General features: G+C 59.1%; 20 protein-coding genes and 1 pseudogene. 12 read left to right on the forward strand and 9 right to left on the reverse strand.

Annotated elements, in window-relative coordinates:
- Nucleotides 1–77: 77 nt before the first annotated feature.
- From ACTG2W_RS09460 to dapA, 3 genes are all read right to left on the reverse strand, one after another.
- Nucleotides 78–1,181: a phosphoribosylaminoimidazolesuccinocarboxamide synthase gene (locus ACTG2W_RS09460; protein ID WP_040065098.1), complete on the reverse strand. Its 1,104-nt coding sequence runs from the start codon at nucleotides 1,179–1,181 to the stop codon at nucleotides 78–80.
- Nucleotides 1,182–1,348: 167 nt separating this feature from the next.
- The gene (gene bamC, locus ACTG2W_RS09465) at nucleotides 1,349–2,476 is read right to left on the reverse strand and encodes an outer membrane protein assembly factor BamC (protein ID WP_106842245.1); all 1,128 of its coding nucleotides are present in this window, start codon (nucleotides 2,474–2,476) and stop codon (nucleotides 1,349–1,351) included.
- The gene (dapA, locus tag ACTG2W_RS09470) at nucleotides 2,469–3,356 is read right to left on the reverse strand and encodes a 4-hydroxy-tetrahydrodipicolinate synthase (protein ID WP_005349232.1); all 888 of its coding nucleotides are present in this window, start codon (nucleotides 3,354–3,356) and stop codon (nucleotides 2,469–2,471) included. The genes bamC and dapA overlap by 8 nt, the downstream gene beginning before the upstream one ends.
- 205 nt (nucleotides 3,357–3,561) lie before the next feature.
- Between dapA and ACTG2W_RS09475 the strand changes: the two genes are divergently transcribed.
- From ACTG2W_RS09475 to ACTG2W_RS09485, 3 genes are all read left to right on the forward strand, one after another.
- The gene (locus tag ACTG2W_RS09475) at nucleotides 3,562–4,095 is read left to right on the forward strand and encodes a glycine cleavage system protein R (protein ID WP_005349229.1); all 534 of its coding nucleotides are present in this window, start codon (nucleotides 3,562–3,564) and stop codon (nucleotides 4,093–4,095) included.
- Between the two features lie 24 nt (nucleotides 4,096–4,119).
- The gene (gene bcp / locus ACTG2W_RS09480; protein WP_005358255.1) at nucleotides 4,120–4,584 is read left to right on the forward strand and encodes a thioredoxin-dependent thiol peroxidase; all 465 of its coding nucleotides are present in this window, start codon (nucleotides 4,120–4,122) and stop codon (nucleotides 4,582–4,584) included.
- Nucleotides 4,585–4,747: 163 nt separating this feature from the next.
- A complete protein-coding gene (locus ACTG2W_RS09485) occupies nucleotides 4,748–5,248 on the forward strand; it encodes a YfbU family protein (RefSeq protein ID WP_106842244.1) in 501 nt (166 codons plus the stop codon).
- 59 nt (nucleotides 5,249–5,307) lie between these two features.
- On the opposite strand, the gene yfbV is transcribed toward ACTG2W_RS09485, so the two are convergent.
- Complete coding sequence (gene yfbV, locus ACTG2W_RS09490) at nucleotides 5,308–5,748, reverse strand: terminus macrodomain insulation protein YfbV (RefSeq protein WP_005339116.1); 441 nt, start codon at nucleotides 5,746–5,748, stop codon at nucleotides 5,308–5,310.
- Nucleotides 5,749–6,052: 304 nt separating this feature from the next.
- Between yfbV and ACTG2W_RS09495 the strand changes: the two genes are divergently transcribed.
- The 5 genes and pseudogenes from ACTG2W_RS09495 to ACTG2W_RS09515 all read left to right on the forward strand — a co-directional run bounded on the left by ACTG2W_RS09495 (nucleotide 6,053) and on the right by ACTG2W_RS09515 (nucleotide 12,806).
- Nucleotides 6,053–7,255, forward strand: coding sequence for an acetate kinase (locus ACTG2W_RS09495; RefSeq protein ID WP_005349210.1), 1,203 nt, complete (start codon nucleotides 6,053–6,055; stop codon nucleotides 7,253–7,255).
- A gap of 55 nt (nucleotides 7,256–7,310) precedes the next feature.
- On the forward strand, nucleotides 7,311–9,491 hold the full coding sequence (pta, locus tag ACTG2W_RS09500) for a phosphate acetyltransferase (protein ID WP_005339119.1): 2,181 nt from the start codon (nucleotides 7,311–7,313) through the stop codon (nucleotides 9,489–9,491).
- Nucleotides 9,492–9,868: 377 nt separating this feature from the next.
- On the forward strand, nucleotides 9,869–10,189 hold the full coding sequence (locus ACTG2W_RS09505; RefSeq protein ID WP_106842243.1) for a ComEA family DNA-binding protein: 321 nt from the start codon (nucleotides 9,869–9,871) through the stop codon (nucleotides 10,187–10,189).
- A gap of 95 nt (nucleotides 10,190–10,284) precedes the next feature.
- A complete protein-coding gene (galU, locus tag ACTG2W_RS09510; protein WP_106842242.1) occupies nucleotides 10,285–11,196 on the forward strand; it encodes a UTP--glucose-1-phosphate uridylyltransferase GalU in 912 nt (303 codons plus the stop codon).
- 213 nt (nucleotides 11,197–11,409) lie between these two features.
- A pseudogene (locus ACTG2W_RS09515) lies at nucleotides 11,410–12,806 on the forward strand (peptide MFS transporter).
- A gap of 74 nt (nucleotides 12,807–12,880) precedes the next feature.
- Here ACTG2W_RS09515 and ACTG2W_RS09520 read toward each other — a convergent pair.
- On the reverse strand, nucleotides 12,881–13,852 hold the full coding sequence (locus ACTG2W_RS09520) for a response regulator (RefSeq protein ID WP_005358239.1): 972 nt from the start codon (nucleotides 13,850–13,852) through the stop codon (nucleotides 12,881–12,883).
- 240 nt (nucleotides 13,853–14,092) lie between these two features.
- On the opposite strand from ACTG2W_RS09520, the gene ACTG2W_RS09525 reads away from it, so the two are divergent.
- The 3 genes from ACTG2W_RS09525 to ACTG2W_RS09535 all read left to right on the forward strand — a co-directional run bounded on the left by ACTG2W_RS09525 (nucleotide 14,093) and on the right by ACTG2W_RS09535 (nucleotide 16,486).
- On the forward strand, nucleotides 14,093–14,791 hold the full coding sequence (locus ACTG2W_RS09525) for a DnaT-like ssDNA-binding domain-containing protein (protein ID WP_005349201.1): 699 nt from the start codon (nucleotides 14,093–14,095) through the stop codon (nucleotides 14,789–14,791).
- A 71-nt stretch (nucleotides 14,792–14,862) separates the two neighbouring features.
- Nucleotides 14,863–15,717, forward strand: coding sequence for a DnaA ATPase domain-containing protein (locus ACTG2W_RS09530; protein ID WP_005341142.1), 855 nt, complete (start codon nucleotides 14,863–14,865; stop codon nucleotides 15,715–15,717).
- 133 nt (nucleotides 15,718–15,850) lie between these two features.
- Nucleotides 15,851–16,486, forward strand: coding sequence for an NAD(P)-dependent oxidoreductase (locus ACTG2W_RS09535; RefSeq protein ID WP_106842241.1), 636 nt, complete (start codon nucleotides 15,851–15,853; stop codon nucleotides 16,484–16,486).
- 110 nt (nucleotides 16,487–16,596) lie between these two features.
- Here ACTG2W_RS09535 and ACTG2W_RS09540 read toward each other — a convergent pair whose 3' ends face one another.
- The 4 genes from ACTG2W_RS09540 to ACTG2W_RS09555 all read right to left on the reverse strand — a co-directional run bounded on the left by ACTG2W_RS09540 (nucleotide 16,597) and on the right by ACTG2W_RS09555 (nucleotide 21,422).
- Nucleotides 16,597–17,793 (reverse strand): ABC transporter permease, encoded by a 1,197-nt coding sequence (locus tag ACTG2W_RS09540; protein WP_106842240.1) that lies wholly within the window; start codon nucleotides 17,791–17,793, stop codon nucleotides 16,597–16,599.
- Nucleotides 17,793–18,947, reverse strand: a complete 1,155-nt coding sequence (locus ACTG2W_RS09545) for an ABC transporter permease (protein ID WP_041210389.1) — start codon at nucleotides 18,945–18,947, stop codon at nucleotides 17,793–17,795. Before ACTG2W_RS09545 ends, ACTG2W_RS09540 begins: the two co-directional genes overlap by 1 nt.
- On the reverse strand, nucleotides 18,947–19,951 hold the full coding sequence (locus ACTG2W_RS09550; protein WP_421309387.1) for an HlyD family secretion protein: 1,005 nt from the start codon (nucleotides 19,949–19,951) through the stop codon (nucleotides 18,947–18,949). The genes ACTG2W_RS09545 and ACTG2W_RS09550 overlap by 1 nt, the downstream gene beginning before the upstream one ends.
- 73 nt (nucleotides 19,952–20,024) lie before the next feature.
- Nucleotides 20,025–21,422, reverse strand: coding sequence for a TolC family protein (locus ACTG2W_RS09555; RefSeq protein ID WP_042052508.1), 1,398 nt, complete (start codon nucleotides 21,420–21,422; stop codon nucleotides 20,025–20,027).
- Between the two features lie 292 nt (nucleotides 21,423–21,714).
- Here ACTG2W_RS09555 and dusB point away from each other — a divergent pair, with 292 nt between their 5' ends.
- Nucleotides 21,715–22,680, forward strand: a complete 966-nt coding sequence (gene dusB / locus ACTG2W_RS09560; protein WP_019445016.1) for a tRNA dihydrouridine synthase DusB — start codon at nucleotides 21,715–21,717, stop codon at nucleotides 22,678–22,680.
- Nucleotides 22,681–22,704 lie beyond the last annotated feature (24 nt).

A 22,704-nucleotide genomic window follows, 5' to 3' on the forward strand; every position in this document is an offset into this window, starting at 1 on the left:
GGCCCGTCTGTTTCTCTGCCTATCTCCTTCGCTATCAGCAAACGTTTATTTGTTGGCGACAAAAAAGAGAGCAACCCTTAGTCGATCAGACCGTACTGATCGCGCAGCACCTCGATGATCTCCTGCTTGGGATTGGCAGAACGCGCCAACTTGTGGCCGATGATCTTCTCGGCGATCCCGACGTAGGTGTTGGAGATATCCATCATCACTTCGGTCGGCAGCTTGTTGTCGCGGGCCAGGGCAAAACGTTCCGGCATGCGGTTCTTGTTGAGCAGGATGTCCGGATCCGGGAAGTGGTTGAGCAGCCACTGACGGAAACCCTCTTTCGACTTCTCGACAATCTGACCGTCGCGCAGGGCCGCGCCATCCCAGATACGGGAGCTGTCGGGGGTGCCCACTTCATCCATGTAGATCAGCTTTTCGTTGCCCGCCGCATCGTGGACGTAACCAAACTCGAACTTGGTATCGACGAAGATCTGATCCAGCCCGGCCAGCGCGTCGCTGATGACGTTGAAGCCCTCTTTGAGCAGCACTTCGTAACGGTCGATGTCAGCCGGTTTGCTGAAGTTGAAGCCCTTGTAGTGGCGCTCGATATCGGCACGGGAGACGTTGACATCATCGGCTTCCGGCACACCATCCAGCCCTTTCAGCACGCCCTTGGTGGAAGGGGTGATGAGGATCTCCGGCAGTTTCTGATCCTTTTTGAGCCCTTCCGGCAGGGTGATGCCGCAGAACTCGCGCTCGCCATCCTTGTAGGCACGCCACATGGAGCCGGTGATGTATTGGCGGGCAATCGCCTCGATCATCACCGGACGGGCTTTTTGCACGATCCAGACGAAGGGGTGCGGAATATCCAGAATGTGGCTGTCGGCCAGTCCCTTCTCCTTGAACAGCTTGAACCAGTGGCTGGAGATGGCGTTGAGCGCCGCCCCTTTGCCCGGTACGCCGTTCAGGCCATCCACACCTTGCCAGATGCAATCGAAGGCCGAGATGCGATCGCTGATCACCATGAGGGCGAGGGGCGCATCGGCCGGTACATCATAGCCTTTCTCTTTTATGAGCCGGGCACTGTCTTCAGGGGTCAACCAGTAGACGCTGCGCACTTTGCCGGAATGGACAGGTTTATCGGTACGGATCGGCAAATCGTCATTCACCGCCAATACTTGATCTGCAAGACTCATGGCTAATAACACTTCCTGTTTGTGGGGGGTAAACATCGCGAGTTCCTCACCTGCGCGCTCTGTTTGCAACGGGCTGGCAAGGGGGCTCGCATCATCGAAAACCGCTCGGAATCCCCGCGTTTTCAGGGGGATTTTGATAACAAAACAGGGGCACAAGGCCCCTGTATTTATTCTGCTTTTGCTGCTGCCTGATCGGCCAGCCCCTTGGCGAACGCCTCGGACAGGCTGATATACATCTGGGAGATAACCCCGGACGATACCGGCTTCTTGTCCTTGTCGAACAGGGTGATGGAGGTCTTGCCTCCCGCCATTTCGCCAAGCTGGAAGCGGTATTTCTCCTCCTCCAGTTTGAACGGCTCGCTCCCTTTCGCCTTCCAGAACTCGGCACCCGGCTCTTCGTACTCGACGTCGATCCAGCCCAGAGACTGCTGGGTATCCTTGATGGTGAAACCGTAAGCGGGCAGTACCTGGTTGAGGCGACGCCACACTTGGTCAAAGGAGCCTTCGGCAATCCAGGCGCTCAGTTCGTTGTTGTCCAGACCTAGTTGCAGACCCATGCCATCGTTGGACTTGTGCTGCTCGCGGGCTTTCAGCTGGCTGTCGTAATAGAGAGAGAACTGGTTCAGCACTCGCGCGGCATAGCGTTGGGCATCGGCAGGGGTCAGCTTGTTGCTGGTCTCGCCATCGATGGTCTCTTCGTGATCCAGCACCCGGACCGACATGTTGACGGCGTGGCGCTGGGCATCGTTGCGTACGGTGAACTGGTAACGCTGACGGATTTTGAAGTCTTCGTCATCTTCACCCCAGCCATCGAGGGCGACCGTGTTGTCAAACCAGCCGGTCTGCAATACGCCATCCTGCTGATCCAGCTTCTCGGTGGTGACCTTGTACTTGGCCAGGAAGTTCATCAGGAACGACCAGGTATCGCGCTCCACGCTCTGGCTGGTGCTCAGGGCATAGAAGGCAACGGTCGGTTCGGTTGTGGTCTGCACCACCTGACTGCCCGGTACCACGGTCAGCAGTTGAGCGGGTGGGCGCACATCGACCTGGGCGCCGAGGGCACCTTCACGGCTGCTCTCGGGAAGCGGCGGGATATCGTACTGGCTGTTGAAGGTGGGGGCACTCAATCCTGCGGGGATCAAGAACGCGCGGCCCTCGAGGCGGGCATCTTCATAACCGAAGTCGCGGTTGGCCATTTTGCGATCCTGGGGGGTGCTGCAACCGGCCAATACGGCCACAGTCGCAACGCTCAGCACCAGACGTGCTCTATTTCCCTTTCCATTAGATTTAAACACTCGCCATCAACTCCGCTGTGGTCAGTGCTCGCGCCATCAGCTGTTCGCCCTCGGGGGTGAGGTCAACCAGCGGCAAGCGCAAGGTGGCTGTTGCAATCAACCCCAGTTGGGCACAGGCCCATTTCACCGGGGTGGGGCTCGGTTCGCAGAACAGAGTCTTGTGCAACGGCATCAAGAGATTGTTGATGTCATGCGCCTGCCCGGCATCACCGGCCAGCGCAGCACGACACATGTCGGCCATCTGGGCCGCTGCAATATTGGTGGTGACCGAAATCACGCCATCGCCACCTTGCAGCATAAAATCACAACCAGTGGCATCGTCGCCACTGTAGAGAGCAAACTCCGGCCCGCACAGCTCGCGCAGCAGCGGGGTGCGGCTCAAATCGCCGGTTGCCTCTTTCAAACCGATAATGCCGGGAACCTTGGCCAGACGGGCCACGGTCTCCGGTTTGAGATCGCAACAGGTGCGACCGGGCACATTATAAAGAATTTGGGGCAGACCACTAGCCTCGGCGATCGCACAATAGTGGCGATAGAGACCTTCCTGAGTGGGCTTGTTGTAGTAAGGAGTCACCGAGAGACCCGCCACCACGCCGGTTTTGGCCAGTCGCTTTGCCAATTCAATGGCATGGGCAGTATTGTTGGAGCCGCAACCGGCGATGACGGGAATGCGTCCGGCGGCATACTCAACGGTCTTTTCAACGACGGCGATATGCTCCTGCTCGCTCAGGGTCACCGATTCCCCTGTGGTACCCACCGCAACAATGGCGCTGGTCCCGGCGCTGACATGATAGTCGACCAGCTTGGCCAGACTGGCCCAATCGACTTCACCTGAAGCCAGCATGGGGGTAACGAGCGCAACAATACTACCGCGTAACATGGACTTTTCTCCCGATTTTCAGGGGCGTAATGGTAAAGCTGACCCCTTTGAAAAACAAGGGAGAGAGGGGGCAAGCCGTGATACCATCCGGAACAAAAAGTAATGGACGAAAGTCGGCAGCGTCCCTCAGGGAGTGGTCATCAGGGCCGGAGGGTTGGCTTGCCAGCGCGGCTTTCGCAACGAAATAACGGACGAGAGAAGATTTATGACTCACTACCTGGTCGTAACGGCCATCGGCACGGACAGGCCTGGCATCGTCAATGAAGTGACCCGCCACGTCAGTGGCTGTGGTTGCAACATTGTGGACAGCCGCCTTGGCATCTTCGGCAATGAATTTACCTTTATCATGCTGCTCTCGGGCGACTGGAACAGCATGATGCAACTCGAAATCAGCCTGCCCCTGCGTAGCCAGGAGTGGGATCTCATCACCATGATGAAACGCACCGAGCGCCACCAGTCCCTGCAGTATGACGTCCGCGCCAGTGCCGACCTGTTGATCCGCGACGAGCCCGGCATCGTAAGCCAGTGCACCCAGTTCTTCAGCGAACATGGCTGGAACATTCAGGCGATGCAATCCATGACCCTGGAGCAGCAGCCGTTCAACCTGCTGAAGATCAGTTTTCAGCTCAATCTGGCCAGAGAGGGTGAAGTGGAAGGTTCGCAAACCGCCTTCGCCGAATTCTGTCGTCAACTGGGTGCCGAATCGTTCGAGTTTATCGTCAATCGCAAACACGCCTGAGGGCGTTTTACCCGAGGAGACCCCATGCAACCACTACAAGCTGGCAGCCCCGCCCCCGATTTCTCCCTGCCCGATCAGAATGGCAATCAGGTCAGCCTTGCTGGCCTGCGCGGCAAGAAGGTGCTGGTCTATTTCTACCCCAAGGCGATGACCCCCGGCTGCACCACCCAGGCCTGCAGCCTGCGCGATGTGAACGCCGAGTTGGCCGCCCTCAATGTGGTGGTACTTGGCATCAGCCCGGATCCGGCCAAACGGCTGAAAAAGTTCGAAGAGCGGGACCAGCTCAACTTCACCCTGCTGGCCGATGAAGACCACGCCGTCGCCGATGCCTTTGGCGTCTGGGGCCCGAAGAAGTTCATGGGCAAGGAGTATGACGGCATTCACCGTCAGAGCTTCCTGATCGACGAAGAGGGCAAGATTGCCCACCACTTCGACAAGTTCAAAACCAGCGATCACCATCAGGTGGTACTGGATTTCCTCAAGGGATAATCCTCCCCTGCGTTATTGAAAGGCCTGCCATGCAGGCCTTTTTCGTCTGCTCAGCCGCCCCTTGCCAGCGGATTTTTCTCACCAACTCCCCCGCCCAGATCAAAAAATTCATTTTATATATGGGTTAACGTGACCCCAGAATCATCTTCCAGCGAGATATCCCATGAACATGAGCAACACAGAGCGTTTGATCCTGAGCAACCAGTACGAAATTCTGGCGAAACTCAATCCGGAGAAAGCGGACGCCTACCAGCGCGCAAGCACCATCATCGAGCGCGGCTACTGCCTGCAGATCCTCGAGCTGGAGAAGAGCTTCGGCCATCTGGATCTGGCGACCTGCCAGGAGGTGATCGACACCCTGGAGCTGCACCACGCACTGGCCATCTCATGGGGCAATCTGGATGCCACCGATCAGGGCGAGATCAATGCCAGCCGGCTGGAGTTCAACGGCTACAGCCGCAGCCAGGAGCGTGAGCTGGCCGACTACGTCTGCTTCCTGCTGGAGGTGGACAAGCGCTTCCCCGAGCTCAAGTGCCCGTGCGATGAGCTCTCCAGCGACATCGCCATGCGCGACAAGTATCAGCGGATGCTGCAGGTGTGGCGTCAGTGCCCCCGTCAGTACAAGCTCTCCATTCAGGAGATCCGCAAAGTGCTGGCTGCCTGATGGCAGACCACCAGACAACAAAAAAGGCGCCAGTGGCGCCTTTTTGCATCTGAATCGGGTTATTCGTAGAGAAACGATTTATCGAGCTGCTGAAACGCAGCCTTGAGGGTATCGGCCAGCTCTTCATAGCGCGGCTGTGACACCAGCTGACGGCGGCCGCCCTGCTCGTTCATCTTGCCGTTGATCTCCCGATACCAGCTCGCCAGCGACGGGGGCAAGCGGGTATCGGCACGCTGGCCGAGCCAGTAGTAACCCTGCAGCGGCAAGCTGAGCAGAAACAGCACGGAGGTGATGACGGAAGGCCAGTAGTGCAGCTCACCAAACTGGAACTGCAGCATCACGCTCAGCACCGCCAGCGCGGGGATCACCTTGAGGGCGAACTCGGTCGCCTTGATCACCCGATTTTCAGGAAACATCGAATTGAGCTCGGGACGGCGCGGCCAAAGCGTCATATAATGGCGGCCTTGCTGTAACTTAGTTCCAAAAATGTTCATGCTCATACTACCTCCGAGCGCTTTTTGAACGTACTAACGGCAAAACCTCGACAAAATTTGATGCAAAGTAACAAAGGTTGAGGATGACTTTGTTATTTTTCAACAATCGGGTTATCCTTTGTACGCCCATTTTTGCGTCAAAAGCTTCTTGCTATTGACCTGTCAGGGACGTCTGGATTTCGGGTCTTGTATCACTATACAAGGGGCAAGCAACAGATTGCCAACCCTCATAAGGATAAGTTGAAAGTTTTTGGCCGCACCGCGTCCAACGCATCCGCCTACACAACCCAATCTGCGATAGGATTTATTCATGAGTAAGCTGGTTCTTGTTCTTAACTGTGGCAGCTCTTCCCTGAAGTTTGCCGTCATTGACGCAACCACCGGTGATGACCTGCTGTCCGGCCTGGCCGAGTGCTTCAACCTCGACGACGCCCGCATCAAGTGGAAACTGAATGGCGAGAAAGGCAGTGCCGATCTGGGCGCGGGTGCCGCTCACCAGGAAGCGCTGGACTTCATCGTCAACAAGATCCTGCCGCTCAATCCGGAACTGTCCAAGAACCTGATCGCCATCGGTCACCGTGTTGTTCACGGTGGCGAGCGCTTCACCTCTTCCGTTGTCATCTGCGAAGACGTGATCGCCGGCATCGAAGCTGCTGTTCCGTACGCACCGCTGCACAACCCGGCTCACCTGATCGGTATCCGTGAAGCTCGCCGCGTATTCCCGGCGCTGGCTGACAAGAACGTGGCCGTATTCGATACCGCGTTCCACCAGACCATGCCGGAAGAAGCCTTCCTGTACGCCCTGCCGTACAAGCTCTACAAAGAGAACGGTATCCGTCGCTACGGCGCTCACGGCACCAGCCACTACTACATCAGCCTAGAAGCTGCCAAGCAGCTGAACAAGCCGGTTGAAGAGCTGAACATCATCAACTGCCACCTGGGCAACGGCGGTTCCGTCTGCGCCATCAAGAACGGCAAATCCGTTGATACCTCTATGGGCCTGACCCCGCTGGAAGGCCTGGTGATGGGTACCCGCTCCGGCGATCTGGACCCGGCCATCATCTTCTTCCTGCACGACAAGCTGGGCATGAGCGTGGCTGACATCAACACCATGCTGACCAAAGAGTCCGGCCTGCAGGGTCTGACCGAAGTGACCTCCGACTGCCGTTTCGTTGAAGACAACTACGACAGCAAAGAAGAAGCCAAGCGTGCTATGGACGTTTACTGCTATCGCCTGGCCAAGTACATCGGCGCCTACGCTGCCGCCATGGACGGTCGTCTGGACGCCGTTGTTTTCACCGGTGGTATCGGTGAAAACTCTGCCCCGATCCGTGAAATCACCCTGAACAAGCTGGGTCTGCTGGGCTTTGACGTTGATCACGACGCCAACCTGAAGGCTCGTTTCGGCAAGGGTGGCGAGATCACCAAGGCTGGTTCTACCAAGGCCCTGGTTATCCCGACCAACGAAGAGTGGGTTATCGCCCACGACGCGCTGGAACTGGTCGGCGCTTAATTGACGCAGTAACTCGAGGCCGCCCACCAGGGCGGCCTTTTCCTGATCCCAAAAAATGAACAAGGGGTATAAAGTGGCACGCACTATTATGCTTATCCCGGTCGGCACTGGTGTCGGCGTAACTTCCGTGAGTCTGGGCGTTGTTCGCGCCATGGAGCGTCACGGTGTCAATGTCAGCTTCTTCAAACCGGTTGCCCAGCCGCGTCCGGGTGAAACCGGTGCCGAGCGCTCAACCGCCGTTATCCGCGCTGCTGCCAACATCAACCCGCCCGAGCCGTTCACCCTCTCCTACGCCGAGAACATGATCAGCTCCAGCAACACCGACATCCTGCTGGAAGAGATCGTTGCCCGCTTCGAAGAGCACGTGAAATCCAGTGGTGCCGAAGTGCTGGTTGTCGAAGGTATGGTGCCGACCGACAAGCAGCCCTTTGCCAACAAGCTGAACTACGACGTCGCTAAAGCTCTGGATGCCGACATGGTATTCGTGACCCATCCGGGCCATGACTCCAGCCAGAAGCTGAAAGAGCGCATCGAACTGGCTTGCTCCAACTTCGGTGGTGTCAACAACCCCCGTATCGTTGGCTGCGTGATCAACAAGGTTGGCGCGCCGGTTGACGAGCATGGCGTAACCCGCCCTGACCTGACCGAGATGTTCGAAGCCCATCACCACGCTTCCGACGCAGCTCACAACCTGGAAGTGCTGCAAGTGTTCGGCAAGAGCCCGCTGCGCATCCTGGGTTGCATCCCCTGGAACACCCAGCTGATCGCCCCGCGCGCCAAGGATCTCGCCAAGCATCTGGCGGCCAAGATCCTGCACAAGGGTGAGCTGGACAGCCGTCGCCTGCAGACCGTGACCTTCTGCGCCCGCTCCATCCACAACATGGTCGAGCACTTCCGTCCGGGTAGCCTGCTGGTCACCTCCGGCGACCGCTCTGACGTCATCGTCTCCGCCTGCCTCTCCGCCATGAACGGCGTCAAGCTGGGCGCCCTGCTGCTGACCGGTAACTATCATCCGGAGCCGCAGGTAATGGCGCTGTGCCAACAGGCCATGGCCACCGGCCTGCCGATCATGATGACCGGTACCAACACCTGGCAGACCGCCGTCAGCCTGCAGAACTTCAACGTCGATATTCCGGAAGATGACCGCGAGCGTATCGAACTGGTACAGGACTACGTCGCTGGCCACATCGACAAGCACTGGATCGAGTCGCTGACCGTCAGCTCTACCCGTTCCCGTCGTCTGAGCCCGCCGGCATTCCGTTATCAGCTGACCGAGCTGGCCCGTCAGGCCAACAAGCGTGTCGTGCTGCCGGAAGGCGACGAGCCGCGCACAATCAAGGCTGCCGCCATCTGTGCCGAGCGTGGCATTGCCCGTCCGGTACTGCTGGGTAACCCGGAAGAGATCCGTCGTGTTGCCGAGCAGCAGGGTGTAGTTCTGACCGATCGCGTCGAAATCATCGATCCGGCCGTTGTACGCGAGCGTTATGTGCCGCGTCTGGTCGAGCTGCGCAAGAACAAGGGCATGACCGAAGTGGTTGCTCGCGAGCAGCTGGAAGACAACGTGGTACTGGGTACCATGATGCTGGAGCGCAACGAAGTGGACGGCCTGGTATCCGGCGCGGTGCACACCACTGCCAACACCATCCGTCCGCCGATGCAGATCATCAAGACCGCTCCGGGCTCTTCACTGATCTCCTCCATCTTCTTCATGCTGCTGCCTGACCAGGTTCTGGTCTACGGTGACTGCGCGATCAACCCGGATCCGACTGCCGAGCAGCTGGCCGAGATCGCCATCCAGTCCGCCGACTCTGCTGCCGCGTTCGGCATCGAGCCGCGCGTCGCCATGATCTCCTACTCCACCGGTACCTCTGGCGCCGGTGCCGATGTAGAGAAAGTGCGTGAAGCGACCGAGCTGGCCAAGGCCAAGCGCCCCGACCTCATCATCGACGGCCCGCTGCAGTACGATGCGGCCATCATGGAGAACGTGGCCAAGTCCAAGGCACCGAACTCACCGGTTGCCGGTAAAGCCACCGTGTTCGTCTTCCCGGACCTGAACACAGGTAACACCACTTACAAAGCGGTGCAGCGTTCCGCTGACCTGGTCTCCATCGGCCCCATGCTGCAAGGCATGCGCAAGCCGGTCAACGACCTCTCCCGTGGCGCCCTGGTTGACGACATCGTCTACACCATCGCCCTGACCGGTATCCAAGCTGCACAGGCTGACGAACAAGCCTAATCAGTGCCTGTCTGAAAAAACCGATCACAAAGGCTGCTCACCCCAGGTGAGCAGCCTTTTTTATTGGTTCTCTTTTGAAGACCAGTGAAACATGCCATCAGCGCAGTGTTGCACAGAACAATGCCATGTGATGTGCCAGAAATGTCTCGAGCGTAGCACTGCGGGAAAGCGTGCCCGCCACCTTAAAGATGTATCTAAAATAGATTCAAGATCATACGGTTGGATTTATGAGGGCATTCATAGTGAAGCGCTTATAGCAAATATTTCGCCATCGGCATGAGGATTTGACCTGTTAGAAATAACAGTGAAAAAGACCCGTTCGATACGCTATTCATCAATGTGCCACTCGGCAATATCCACATCATGGAGGAATGGAAATGCTGATGAAGAAGCTCTCTGCAGTCATGCTGCTGACCTGCTTGCCACTGTTCAGCCAACCTGTGCTGGCCGCAGATAAGGCAGCGCCCAAGCAAACAACCACAGCCGAGGTCGCCAAGGAGACCGGCAAGCTGAATATCAATACGGCCACCCTTGCCGAACTCACCAGCCTGAAAGGGATTGGCGACAAGAAGGCACAAGCCATCGTCGACTATCGGGAAAAACAGGGAAAGTTCACCTCGGTCGATCAGCTGGCGGATGTCAATGGCATTGGCCCGGCCACGCTGGAAGCCAACAGGGACATGATAATAGTCAAATAAAGTCGAATGGATCAGTTGCAAATGGGGCAGCCTGTGGCTGCCCCATTTTTCTTGGGGTATGATTGCCGCACTTTAATCCCGCTGGATAGTTTTCCATGAAAAAGACTCCTTTTGTTGTTCGTAAGGCCGTGCTCCCGGTAGCCGGTCTGGGTACCCGTATGCTGCCAGCCACCAAGGCCATCCCGAAAGAGATGTTGCCGGTGGTCGACAAACCGCTGATCCAGTACGTAGTGCGCGAAGCCATCGCCGCCGGTATCAAAGAGATCGTGCTGGTCACCCACTCGAGCAAGAACTCCATCGAAAACCACTTCGACAAGAGTTTCGAACTGGAAGCGACCCTCGAGAAGCGAGTCAAGCGTCAGCTGCTGGAAGAGGTACAACAGATCTGCCCGAAAGACGTCACTATCATGCACGTCCGTCAGGGTGAGGCCAAAGGGCTGGGCCACGCTGTGCTCTGCGCCCGCCCGCTGATCGGTGACAACCCGTTTGCCGTGCTGCTGCCTGATGTACTGATTGATGAAGTGGCCAGCGACCCGAAAAAAGACAACCTGGCCGAGATGGTGCACATGTTCGAAGAGAACCAGATCAGCCAGATCATGGTGGAGGCGGTTCCGGAGAGCGAAGTGGACAAGTACGGCATCGCCGACATCAAGGGCGAGGCCCTGAGCGAGGGGATGTCCCTGCCGATGCAGGCCATTGTCGAGAAGCCGCCCCGTGACGAAGCCCCCTCCAATCTGGCGGTGGTGGGTCGTTACGTCCTCTCCTCCAATATCTGGCCGCTGCTGGAGAAGACACCGGCCGGTGCCGGTGACGAGATCCAGCTGACTGACGCCATCGCCATGCTGATGGAGCAGGAGCAGGTCAACGCCTACTTCATGAAGGGCAAGAGCCACGATTGCGGCAGCAAGCTGGGCTACATGAAAGCCAATGTGGAATATGGTGTGCGCCATCACGAGCTGAATGGTGAATTCATCGGCTGGCTGAAGCAGTTCGTCAAGCAGTTGTAATCGCTGATAAATCTGTTTTTTATAGACGTATTTAAGGGGCATCAAATGATGCTCCTTTTTCATTTTTGCAACAAAAAATCAATCAAGAGTAAATAAACTCTCAGCAAATCATAATGTTGTAATTTATTCACACATGCTCTATAAGGATTGAGGCGTGTTTCTCGCCCTTGCATAAAAAACTCAAAAAAATATAAGACACAGGTGGAAGTTCCAATGAATAACCCGTCAAAAGGGACCTTTTTAGGTCACCCTAAAGGGCTTTTTTTGCTCTTTAGTACCGAACTGTGGGAGAGATTCTCCTATTACGGCATGCGTGCCGTGCTGGTGCTCTATCTGACCGACCTGACTGCCAACGGCGGTCTGGGCTGGAGTCAGGCAGATGCCCTCAAACTCTACGGTATCTATACCGGTCTGGTTTATATCACTCCGCTGATCGGCGGCTGGCTGGCTGACACCTTCCTGGGTCAACGTCGCGCCATCCTGATCGGTGCCGTGCTGATGGCCGCAGGTCAGTTCACTCTGGCACTGCCCCACGCCATGTTCCCGGATATGGTCAACACCATGTTCTACGCGGGCCTCGCGCTGCTGATCGTGGGTAACGGCCTGTTCAAACCGAACATCTCCACCATGGTGGGTGACCTCTATGAAGAGGGCGATCACCGCCGTGATGGTGCTTTCACCATCTTCTACATGGGTATCAACCTGGGTTCCCTGCTGGCAGGCGTGATCTGTGGTGCTGCCGCTACGGCCTACGGCTGGCAAGCAGCCTTCGTCGGCGCCGGTATCGGTATGCTGCTCTCTCTGGTGATCCAGGCCACCATGGCCCAGCGTTTCCTGGGTGACATAGGTCGTGCACTGCTGCCCAGCGCGCAGCCGCCCTGCGTACTACCGAGCAGAAAGCACCGCTGACCAAGCAGGAAGTGGATCGCATCAAGGTTATTCTGGTACTGGGTCTGTTCACCATCATCTTCTGGGCCGGTTTCGAGCAGGCCGGTGGTCTGATGAACCTCTACACCCAGGAGTATACCGACCGCATGATCGGCAGCTTCGAAGTGCCGACCGCCTGGTTCCAGTCCCTGAACCCCTTCTTCATTATCACTCTGGCACCGGTCGTTGCGGCCATCTGGATCAAGCTCGGCAAGAAAGAGCCGAACTCTCCGGTGAAATTCGCCATGGGTCTGCTGTTCCTGGCTATCGGCTTCCTGTTCATGGTCGGTGCCGTGCTGCAGCAGGGTGGTGACAACACCGTCAAGACCTCCATGTTCTGGCTGGTTGGCGCATACCTGTTCCACACCCTGGGCGAGCTCTGCCTCTCCCCGATTGGCCTCTCCATGGTGACCAAGCTGGCTCCGCTGCGTCTGGCTTCCCTGATGATGGGCGCCTGGTTTGGCTTCGTTGCCCTGGCCAACTACGCTGCGGGCTTTATCGGCTCCTTCGTTGGTGAAGCCGGTCCGATCGCCATCTTCGGTGGCATCGCCCTGGCGGCGGTACTGAGCGCCCTGATCCTGCTGACCATGGCCAACCGCCTGGTTTACTGGATGCACGGTGCCGAAGGCCCGGCCAAAGAGCCGCAAGCTCAAGAGAAGAAACTGCAATCCGCCACCGTCTAAACGGTCAGGATTGTAAACAACAAACAGGGCGCCCATCGGCGCCCTGTTTGTTTTAGCCTGTTTATCAGGCGGCATCAGTGATGACGAACCTGCACATCCAGCGAGCCGCCGCTGTCGCTGCGAAACTGCAGGGCGAACGGTTCATGCCAGCTGCGTTTGTGCAGGGCGTAGTGGCTGCTGCGCATCAGGCCAAGGGGTAGGCCGCCTGAGCGCATCAGCCAGTGGGGAGAGGTAAGCCCGGCGTTGGCAAACACCAACCCATCATGCTGATCAAACAGCAGCGCCGCCATGGCAAAAGAGTGGCGAAGCCCTGACGCCATCAACTGATGGTTGAGGTAGTCGAGCAACCGGTGCGGCTGGCTCAGCAACCGGCTCTCGTTCTGCTGAAACTGGCGGTAGGGGACGTTCATCAAGGATCGCACCAGCGCACCACAAAATGCCGCATCCGTCCCCATGATCGGCAGCTCCATCACCAGCACCAGCAGCTTGTCTTCCACCTTGAAGGTATCTGGAATAAACAACTGCCCCAGCCCCTTGAACGTGACCTGCCAGGGACCCCACTCCTGCAAACCCGGCGGCTTGAGCCCCGCCAGCAGGCGGCTAGCCGCCTTGTCATGGGCACTGAAATAGTCGATGTGATCCATCAGCTCCAGCTGCTGCGCCCGGTTGGCGCTGCCGTTGAGACACTGTTCAATGCTGCGCTCGACCAGTGCGTAATCCTCGAGGGGTTTGAGCAGATAGTCCCGCGCACCGGCACGCAAGGCGCTGGCGACCGCCTCCATGGTGCTCTGGGCCGAAATAACGATCACCGGGATATGGGGATAGCGCGCAGAGAGGCAGGCGATCACCTCGTGGCCATCCATATTGGGCATGTTGAGATCGCAGAGCACCACATCGGGATGGTAGAGAGCCGCGGCCGATAGCCCCTCAATACCATCTTCGGCCTGAAACACCGTTGCCCCGTCCCGTGCGAGGTAACTCACTAACGAGTGGCGAAAAACGGCCTCGTCCTCCACCACCAGGATCCGTAGCCCGGCTTTTGACATCTTGATAAAGCTCTTATTAGTCAATTGGTTATTTAGGTATTAAGACTAGCTCAAAAGTGTGGTCAGCGCGGAAACCCTGCGTCAAAAGTAGACCTCGCTCATATGATGGCATCAAGAGAACCCCATCCGTCCGCGCAGCTCTATTCACTCGGGTGGCCCCGCGACTGCGACCGCCATCCGAATTGTGCAAGTGGGCGCCATAAGGGATAATGCCCCCCACTCCAGCTCGTGAAGAAGACCATGACCCCAGCCGAATACAGCGCCCTTGCCCACCCCAGATTGTCCCATCCGGCTCGCAGTCTCTATACCCTGCAGCTGCGCCGACTGGTGCTGGAAAATCAGGCGGCAAGGCTCAACTATCCCGAGCTGGGTCGGGCGCTGGCGGTGGTCGATCCGGGTGATCCCTGCGGCTTCTCGTTTCAGGTCAATGCCCGCCAGCTCACCGAGCTGTTCGATGAACTGATGGAGGCGGGCCTGCTGCAGGTCGAGGCTCAGCCCGAGAGTGAGCACTACCATCAGTGCCCGTTCCAGTTGCCGCTGCTGACCCAGAAATTGCGCAGCCCGCTGCCGGAGCGCCCCTTCCAGATGCACCTGCAATGGCGACCGGACGAAGAGCTGCCCGCCCTCGCCCGCCTGTGCGGAGTGATCGATGCCAGCTATAGCGAAGAGGATCTGGGGGAGTTTATCGCCTACTGGCTGGGGCGCCCCGAGGTGTTCGACTCCCAGCATCAATGGATGCTCAAGTTCATTCGCGCCCTCAAGACCCGCCGCTATACCCGTCGCAAACCGATGGAGGTGCAGGGCTACCAGCAGGTGACGCCGGCACCGGCAGAGTCGGGCCCCAGCAAACGGGCCCAACAGATGATTGAAGAGGCCAAGCGACTGGCCCAACAGCAGACGCAAGAACCCGCAGCGCAGCAGGAGCCGGATAATGATTGATAGCGGCCCCCGCCTGCAGGCAGAATCAATCCCCTGTCTACCCATCCCTGATCGAGCAGAAGGAGCATTCCATGACTGACCCGCAAGATCCCCTGCGCCAGGAGCTGGAAGAGATCGAAGCCAAGCGCCAGAAGATCGCCAAGGCCAAGCAGGATCACCGTATTCACGACCCGGAATTGAGCCGCCATGTGGGTGGCCTGCTGGAGCGCATTCGTCGCCTGCAGCAAGAGACCGGCGGCGGCCAGTATGACTACGAGACCCTGCGCAAGGAGTACGACGCCAAGGCCAACGCCGAGGTGCGCGAGCTGCAGAAGGCGGCCCGTCAGGAGCGGATCCAGAAGCTGATCGCCCAGGCCGACCTCAACCCCGACTGGGTATTTGACAAGATGGATGCCGGTGACCCGGCGCTGCAATATCCCATCGAGACCGCCCGTTACTTTATCAGCGGTTTCGAGCACTGGGAGAAGAGCGGTGGCGGCTGCATGCTGATCTACGGCGACTACGGCACCGGCAAGTCGACCCTGGCGGGGGCGGTTGCGCATGAGCTGATCGCCCGTCACCAGAAATCGGTGATCTTCCAGCAGTGGGCCTCCATCGTCGATCGCCTCTTCTTCAACGTGATCCCCGATCAGGATGAGCGCAACCAGTACCGCCGCGCGCTGGAAGAGGTGGATCTGCTGATCATCGATGAGGTATCGGCCAACCGCGCCAAAATGGCGGAGAGTCAGTCCAGCTTCCTCGGCCACCTGCTGCGCCGCCGTCGCAACCTGTCAAAGAGCGTCATCATCATCACCAACCACACGCCTCAGACCCTGCATCAGGCGATCGGTGATTTCAGCTATGAGGCGATCAAGGCGTTCAATCCGGTGGATATCCACCTGAGCGGCCCAAGCCGTCGCCCCAGCATCGGCAACTACAACGGCTGATCCCTCTCAAAGAGTGCGAGTCGCTGACGGCTCGCACCTTCTCCTCCTTGCTGACTCACAAATAGAAACAACTCTCATTTACAGCAGGCGAACAAGCCACTAGGCTAGCCCCTTTTGCCAAGGGAGCTCATCTATGCCAACCACACTGATTTTCGGAGCCAGCCGCGGGCTGGGCCGCGCCTTTACTCACCACGCCCTGAGCCAGGGTCACCGGGTCGTTGCGCTGGTGCGCAGCCCCGAGATGGCCATGGAACTGAGTGCGCTGGGGGTCGAAGTCATCGAAGGGGATGCGCTGGATCCGGCTGCGGTGCAGCAGGCATGTGCCCGTGCGGGGCAAGATGCACAGGTCGTCTCTACCCTCGGCAGCTTCCGTCAGGCCGCGCCAGTGGACTATCAGGGCAACCGCCATGTAATCGATGCCATGGAGCAGGCAGGCCTGAAACGGCTGCTGCTGGTCACCTCCCTCGGCTGCGGCGACAGCTGGCAATATCTGCCGGAGCGGGCACGCGCCGCCTTCGGTCACGAGGTGCGTCTCAAGAGTCTGGCGGAGAGCTGGCTGCAGACCAGCGCCCTCGCATGGACCATTCTGCGCCCGGCGGGCCTGCAGGATGGCGACGCCACCAGCCGCGCCGAGCTGAGTCAGGGCAAGGAGGTACACGGACTGGTACGCCGCGCCGATGTGGCCGCCCAAGGGCTGCGCCTGCTGGCGGATGAGACGGCAGTGGGGCAGATCTACGCCATCGGGGATCCCGAACTCCAGCGCAGCTAAAGCAGCAGTAAAACCGCTTAACCCCACCACATAACAAAACGGTCAGCCCAAGGGCTGACCGTTTTCGCTTTACCGCACCCGCCATCTCACGGGCGCTTGCCCTATCCCGTTTAACCGGCGGTCGTCTCACTCTGCACGACTGACGGACGAGCAACCGGCAACGACTGCTGCCGCCAACGCAGCAACAGGCTGGCCAGCACACCGTAAAGCAGCGCCAGACCCCACAGCTGCCACCAGTAGCGGGAGACCTGCGCAAAGTCGGCCCCCATCTGGTTAAGGCGCAAAAAACCCTCGATAGCGGGGATAGTGGGCACCCACTGAGCCAGCCAGTTGAGAGGCGCCGGGATCAGCTCGAGCGGCCAGATAAAGCCCGCCAGAAAGACCAGCGGTAGGGAGGAGACCAGCACCACCTGAGTCGGCAGATCCCGCCGGGTAAAGATCGCCCCCAACACAATCCCGAACCAGCAGGTCGCCAGCAGGAACGGCAGAGCAAACAGCCAAAGCTGCACCGGGTCGGCATGGCGAGCGATGTTGTAGTGATCGAAGCAGAAGCCGAGGAAGTAGCTCACCGGCAGCAGGAACAACCCCGCCAGCACCAGGGTTCTGGCCAGCAGCAGCGGCAACACCGGCGCGCTTTGCCAGTAGCCATGCTCGCCGCGGCAACTGCGCTGGTTCTGGGTCGCCCCCAGGATCCCCGCCCCCATCAGCAGCACCTGATGGAGGATCAGCACGAACACCGCCGGCACCACGTAATTCACATAGCCCATGGTGGGGTTGAACACCGGTACCACGTTGAGGGCCACCGCGTTCCAGCCCATGGCCGCTTGTGGCAGTGCCTCGCCGTGGCTCAACAGCCGCGCCACCTTCACCTGCGCGGCGAGAGTGCCACCGGCCTGCGCCAGTCCTTCGGCAATGGTGCCGTAGACCAGAAAGTAAGAGGCATCACCGGCATAGCTCAGGGTGACGCTCTTGCCCAGCATCAGATCCCGATAGAAGTGGTTGGGAATGTGCAGGATCCCGCTCGCCTCCCCGGCCATCATCAGCTGGCGCGCCTCGGCCAGCGAATTGGCTCGCGCCACCAGCTTTACCTGCGGGGTGGCATCGGCCATAAACTCCAGCTGACGGGACAGCTGACTGCCATCGTCGTTGACCACCACCACCGCCTCTTCCCGCGGCAGCTGATGCAGATAGGGCTGGGGATAGAGAAACGAGTAGAAGATCACTCCGCCAAACAGGGTCAGCATGATGGCGCGATCCGCCAGCAGGGTGCGCAGCTCTAGGCGCAACAGATCGACAAATCCCAACATCACTCAGGCTCCTTCTCGGCGACGGCCACTGCGGCAGATTGACGGGCCAGCTCGGCCTGCTGCTTGTAACGACGAACCACCAGCAGCAAGGGGAGCAGAAACAGCAGCAACGCCCCCAGTTGCGGCAGCGCCGATGCGAGGGGCAGACCATAGTTGCTCTGACCAATCTGCAACTCGACATAGTGAGAGACCGGCAACAGGCTGCGCCAGAAGCGGGCAAAATCCCCCATGGCGCTCACCGGAAAGGTGACCCCCATAAAGGCAAAGCCGGGCGCCGTGTAAGCCCCCGCCAGCGACAGGGCGCGGGCCGGATCCCGGATGATGCCGTAAAAGAAGGCCCCCATGGTGACGCAGGCGGCCGAGGCGAGCCCCAGCCCCACCAGCAATACCAGCCAGCTACCGTGCATGGGGTAGGAGAAGCCCTTGAACAGCAGCAGCGTCCAGACAATCCCCCAGCCCCAGCCAATCAGCACGTGGGGCAGCAGGGTGCGCCAGAGACCAAACCAGACACCGCGAGTGGTCCAGTCCAGCCCCAGCCGATCGGTACGGGCCAGCGCATTGAGGCCGAACAGCACCACCAGGATCTGCCACACCGCAGGCAGAATGGCACTCAGCAGAAACTGGGCGTAGCTGGAGTTGAGGTTGTAGAGCGCAGTGACCTGACTGCTGATGGGCACTGACTGTCCAATCGCACCGGGCAGCGCCTTGCCGTCAGCCATCGCTTCCAGCACGCCCACCTGACCGTTAAGAGTGCCTACCACCTGCGCCAGCGCTGAGTTAACCAGCTTGGCGATCAGGATGAACTGGCCGTTGTTGAACACCGTCACCTGCGGCTGGGTGCCCTGACGGGCATCCCGCTCCAGATGGTTGGGGATCACCACCAGCGCATAGATGTCGCCGCCGCGCAGGGCGTGGGCACCGGCATCGATGGAGTCAAACTGTTGCGCCACCTTGAGCCCGGCCGAGCCATCCAGCGAGAAGGCGAGCTGGCGCGAGAGCATGCTGTGGTCGAGATCCACCAGCCCCACCTTGAGGTCGCGGGCCAATCCTGCCGAGAAGATCCAGCAGAGGATCCCCATCAGCAGCAGCGGCACCCAGCTCATCAGGGCACGACTGAAGGGATCCTGCCACAGCAGCCGAAATTCACGTCCCATCAGAGTTCAACCAGCACACTCATGCCAACCCGCAGCCCCTCAACCGGTTGCAGCGGGCGAGCCTCCACCTGGAAGCTCTTCATATCGAAGCCCTGACGGGTATCGGTGGCACGCCAGGTAGCGAAATCCCCCATCACGGCCACATGGGTCACCTTGAAGCGCACCATCTGATCGCCAAGGCCCGGGATGCGGGCATCAAACTCGGTACCGACCGGGAAGCGGGGCAGCAGATCCTCGCGAACGTGGAACTGGGCCCAGGCATCGCTCATGTCGAGCAGGGTCACCACCGGGAAGCCTTGCGGCGCCAGCTCGCCGCTGCGCAGCAGCACCTGACTCACTTCACCATTGTGGGGGCTGACGATACGGGTATCGGCCAGATAGGCCTCAACCTCGGCCACCGAACCGGCCGCCATCTTGGCCTTCTCGCGGGCGGCGATCTTGGTCTCTTCCCGCGCCCCTTCCAGCGCCATTTGATATTGCTGCCACGCCATCCCTTCGCTGTAGCGGGCGGCTTGCCAGGCGGTCCAGGCTTCGTCTCGCTTTTGCAGGGGCATTACGCCGTCGCGGTGCAGACTGGCCACCCGCTCATAGGTCTTGCCACGCAGCTGGGCGGCAGCCTTGGCTTTTTGCCACTGATCCTTAGCGGCAGCGATCTGTTGGGCACGGGCCCCTTTCTCCGCCTCTTGCGCCAACGCACCCGCAGCGGCCTCACCGGCCTTGGCCTGACTCAGCTTGGCTTCAATCTCGGGGCTCGCCAGGGTAAAGACCAGCTGATCCTTGGTCAGCTGATCACCCTTTTTGACCAACACTTCGTCGATGCGACCCGGCACCTTGGAGGAGACCGAGTACTGCTGCGCTTCAATCTGCCCTTGCAGATGCACCGGCTCCGGCTGATAGGCCAGCCAGAAGCGCCAGCCGAGCCAGACCACCAGGATCACCAGCGCCAGCGGCAACAACAGCGGTTTACCCTGGCTCATCTTCTTTTTGATGGGGGGATGGCTCATCACTTCACCTCGACAAACTGGCGACCCTTGACGGTCGGAAAAGACATGAAAAAAGGAACAGACAGGGCCGGGATCATGAGTTCACCTCGATCACCTGACCGTGCTGATATTGATTGAAACTGTTCATCTGGCCGGAGAGGGCCAGCAGGCGGGCCAGCGATACCACATATTGATAGGCCGCCGCTGCGCGCTGGGTCTTGACCCCCGCCAGCTGGTTTTGGGCATCCACCACATCAAGGGAGGTAGAGAGTCCCTGACCGAAGGCCTTGTCCCGCAGCAGCACGTTCTCCTCTGCCAACGCCTGGGTGGAAGAGAGGGATTGATACTCCTCCAGCCCCTGCGCAGCTTCGCGCCAGGTCTTCTCGACGAGCAACTCCAGATCCTGACGGGTCTTGGCTTGCAGCAGATTGACCTGCAGCTCGGCACTCTTGGCGGCCTGCACCGTCTCGGAGCGGCCATCGCGGCTCACCAGCGGCATGCTGACACCCACCCCCACCAGCCAGTCCGGCGCGGTCTTGGAGGCAAGCGAATCATCTTCATAGAGGTTGTAGTTGCCGAACAGGAACACCTCGGGGGCATATTTGCCCTGCTCGACCCGGATCAGCCCCTTGGCCTGCTCCTTCTTGGCAGTGAGCAGCTTGAGACCGGGGTGCACCTCCAGGGTCTGGCTCACCAACCCCTCAAGGCGCGGCAGCTCCTTGTTGACGAACAGGCCGCTGCCCGGCTGGGCATTTGGCAACTTCAGCATGCGGCCGAGGGCCAGTTCGGCGATCTCGAGGCTGCGGCGCGCCTTCTGGGTATCGATGCGCGCTCTGTCATAGGCCGACTGGGCGGAGAGGCGCTCCACCCTGGCTATCTGCCCCTGTGCTTCGAGCTTCTTGGCGTGATCCAGATGGTGGGCCAGCCCCTCTTCGATCTCCTGTTTGGTCTGCACCACCTGAGCAGCCAGCACCACGCCGAAATAGGTCTGGGAGAGGCTCTCGAAGGTGGATTGCTGCTTGAGCACCAGCAGTTGCTGCGCCTCGCTCACCTGCGCCTGGCGGATATCCTGCGCCGCATCGATGCGACCACCGGCAAACAGCGGCCAGAGCATCTTGACCGAGCTGGTCACCACATTCTGTTTGGTCAGGGGGGTGACAAATGCGTTGGCCCCGACCCCGAACAGGCTGCCGAGCGCCAGGATCAGATCTTTCTGCTTGGCCAGCGGATTGAGATCGAGGGCATCAAGTTCAATCGGCTGATCAAGATGGGTATAGCTGGCCCCCAGATCCACTTTGGGCAGATACATGTCCTTGGCCGCCTCGCGCAGCTGCTTGGCCCGATCGACCCCGGCCTGCTCGGCAGCCAGCCCTTCATCCTGCTGGATGACCCGGGTCCAGGCTTCGCCGAAACTGATGGTTTGCGCCTGCGCCGACCCCAGCACGGCCCCCATCAGACACGGCCAGAGTGATTTAATGAACCTTGACGTCATAGATCCCCAATCCGCTTTTGTTGCATAAATGTTTGGAGCATTTGCTCGACTTAAGCCCGTTATCATAACGCAAAGCGAGCCTGCAAGTGGACTGACAATTATGCAGGCGTCCGACCCGAATGGTACAGCGCTCACTCTCCGGCAATCTGGCCGTTTTTCAATAACTCCAGAATTTGCAAGCCTTGGCGCGACGTTTTTTTCAGAAAAAAATGGCTGACGCTCAAATACTAACCTTTTCTCCTGCCTAAAAAATGCGTAATATACGCCGCCCTAAGCCGATGGTAACCGTGGAATGCAGATAGGTCCCCACACGCTTGAAACTCCCTTGATTGTGGCTCCCATGGCCGGTGTAACTGACCGACCATTCCGTGAACTTTGTTTGCGATTGGGGGCTGGCATGGCCGTTTCCGAGATGCTGCTGGCCAACCCGGATGTCTGGGATACCCAGAAAACCCGGATGAGGATGGATCACTCTGCAGAAGGCGGATTGCGATCGGTCCAGATTGCCGGAGCCGACCCCGAGATGATGGCGTTTGCTGCCCGCTACAACGTTGAGCAGGGCGCACAGATCGTCGACATCAACATGGGATGTCCGGCAAAAAAAGTGAATAAGAAGTTGGCAGGTTCTGCCCTGCTGCGTGCCCCCGATCAGGTCAAAGCAATTTGCCGGGCCGTGGTGGATGCAGTGGAGGTGCCTGTCACCTTGAAGATCCGCACAGGATGGGATCCGGATAACCGCAATGGCGTGGAGATCGCCCGAATCGCCGAAGATTGCGGTATCGCGGCCCTTGCCGTGCATGGTCGTACCCGTGCCTGCCTCTACAAGGGCGAAGCGGAGTACGACACGATCAGGGCGATTAAGCAGGCCGTATCGATTCCTGTTGTCGCCAATGGTGACATCAACAGCCCGGAGAAAGCCCGGTATGTCCTCGACTATACCGGTGTTGACGCCGTGATGATCGGCCGAGCTGCGCAAGGACGACCCTGGATTTTCCGGGAAATCCGTCATTTTCTTGAGACGGGCACCAAGCTGCCGCCTCCCGAGAGGGAAGAGGTTCGCACCCTGATGAACGAGCATGTAACCAACCTGCACCGGTTTTATGGTGCATATCTGGGAGCGCGCATAGCCCGTAAACACGTGGGCTGGTATCTGGATGAAGAAGAGACGGGCCGAGAATTCCGTAAGCACTTCAATGCCCTGGATTGCGCAGACGCGCAACTTGAGGCACTCGAAGCGTATTTCGATGGATTAGGTTAACAAGATAACTAAAGAGCCGACCGA

It is taken from the genome of Aeromonas sp. 96A, assembly GCF_051919165.1.
Taxonomy (GTDB): Bacteria; Pseudomonadota; Gammaproteobacteria; order Enterobacterales; family Aeromonadaceae; genus Aeromonas; species Aeromonas veronii.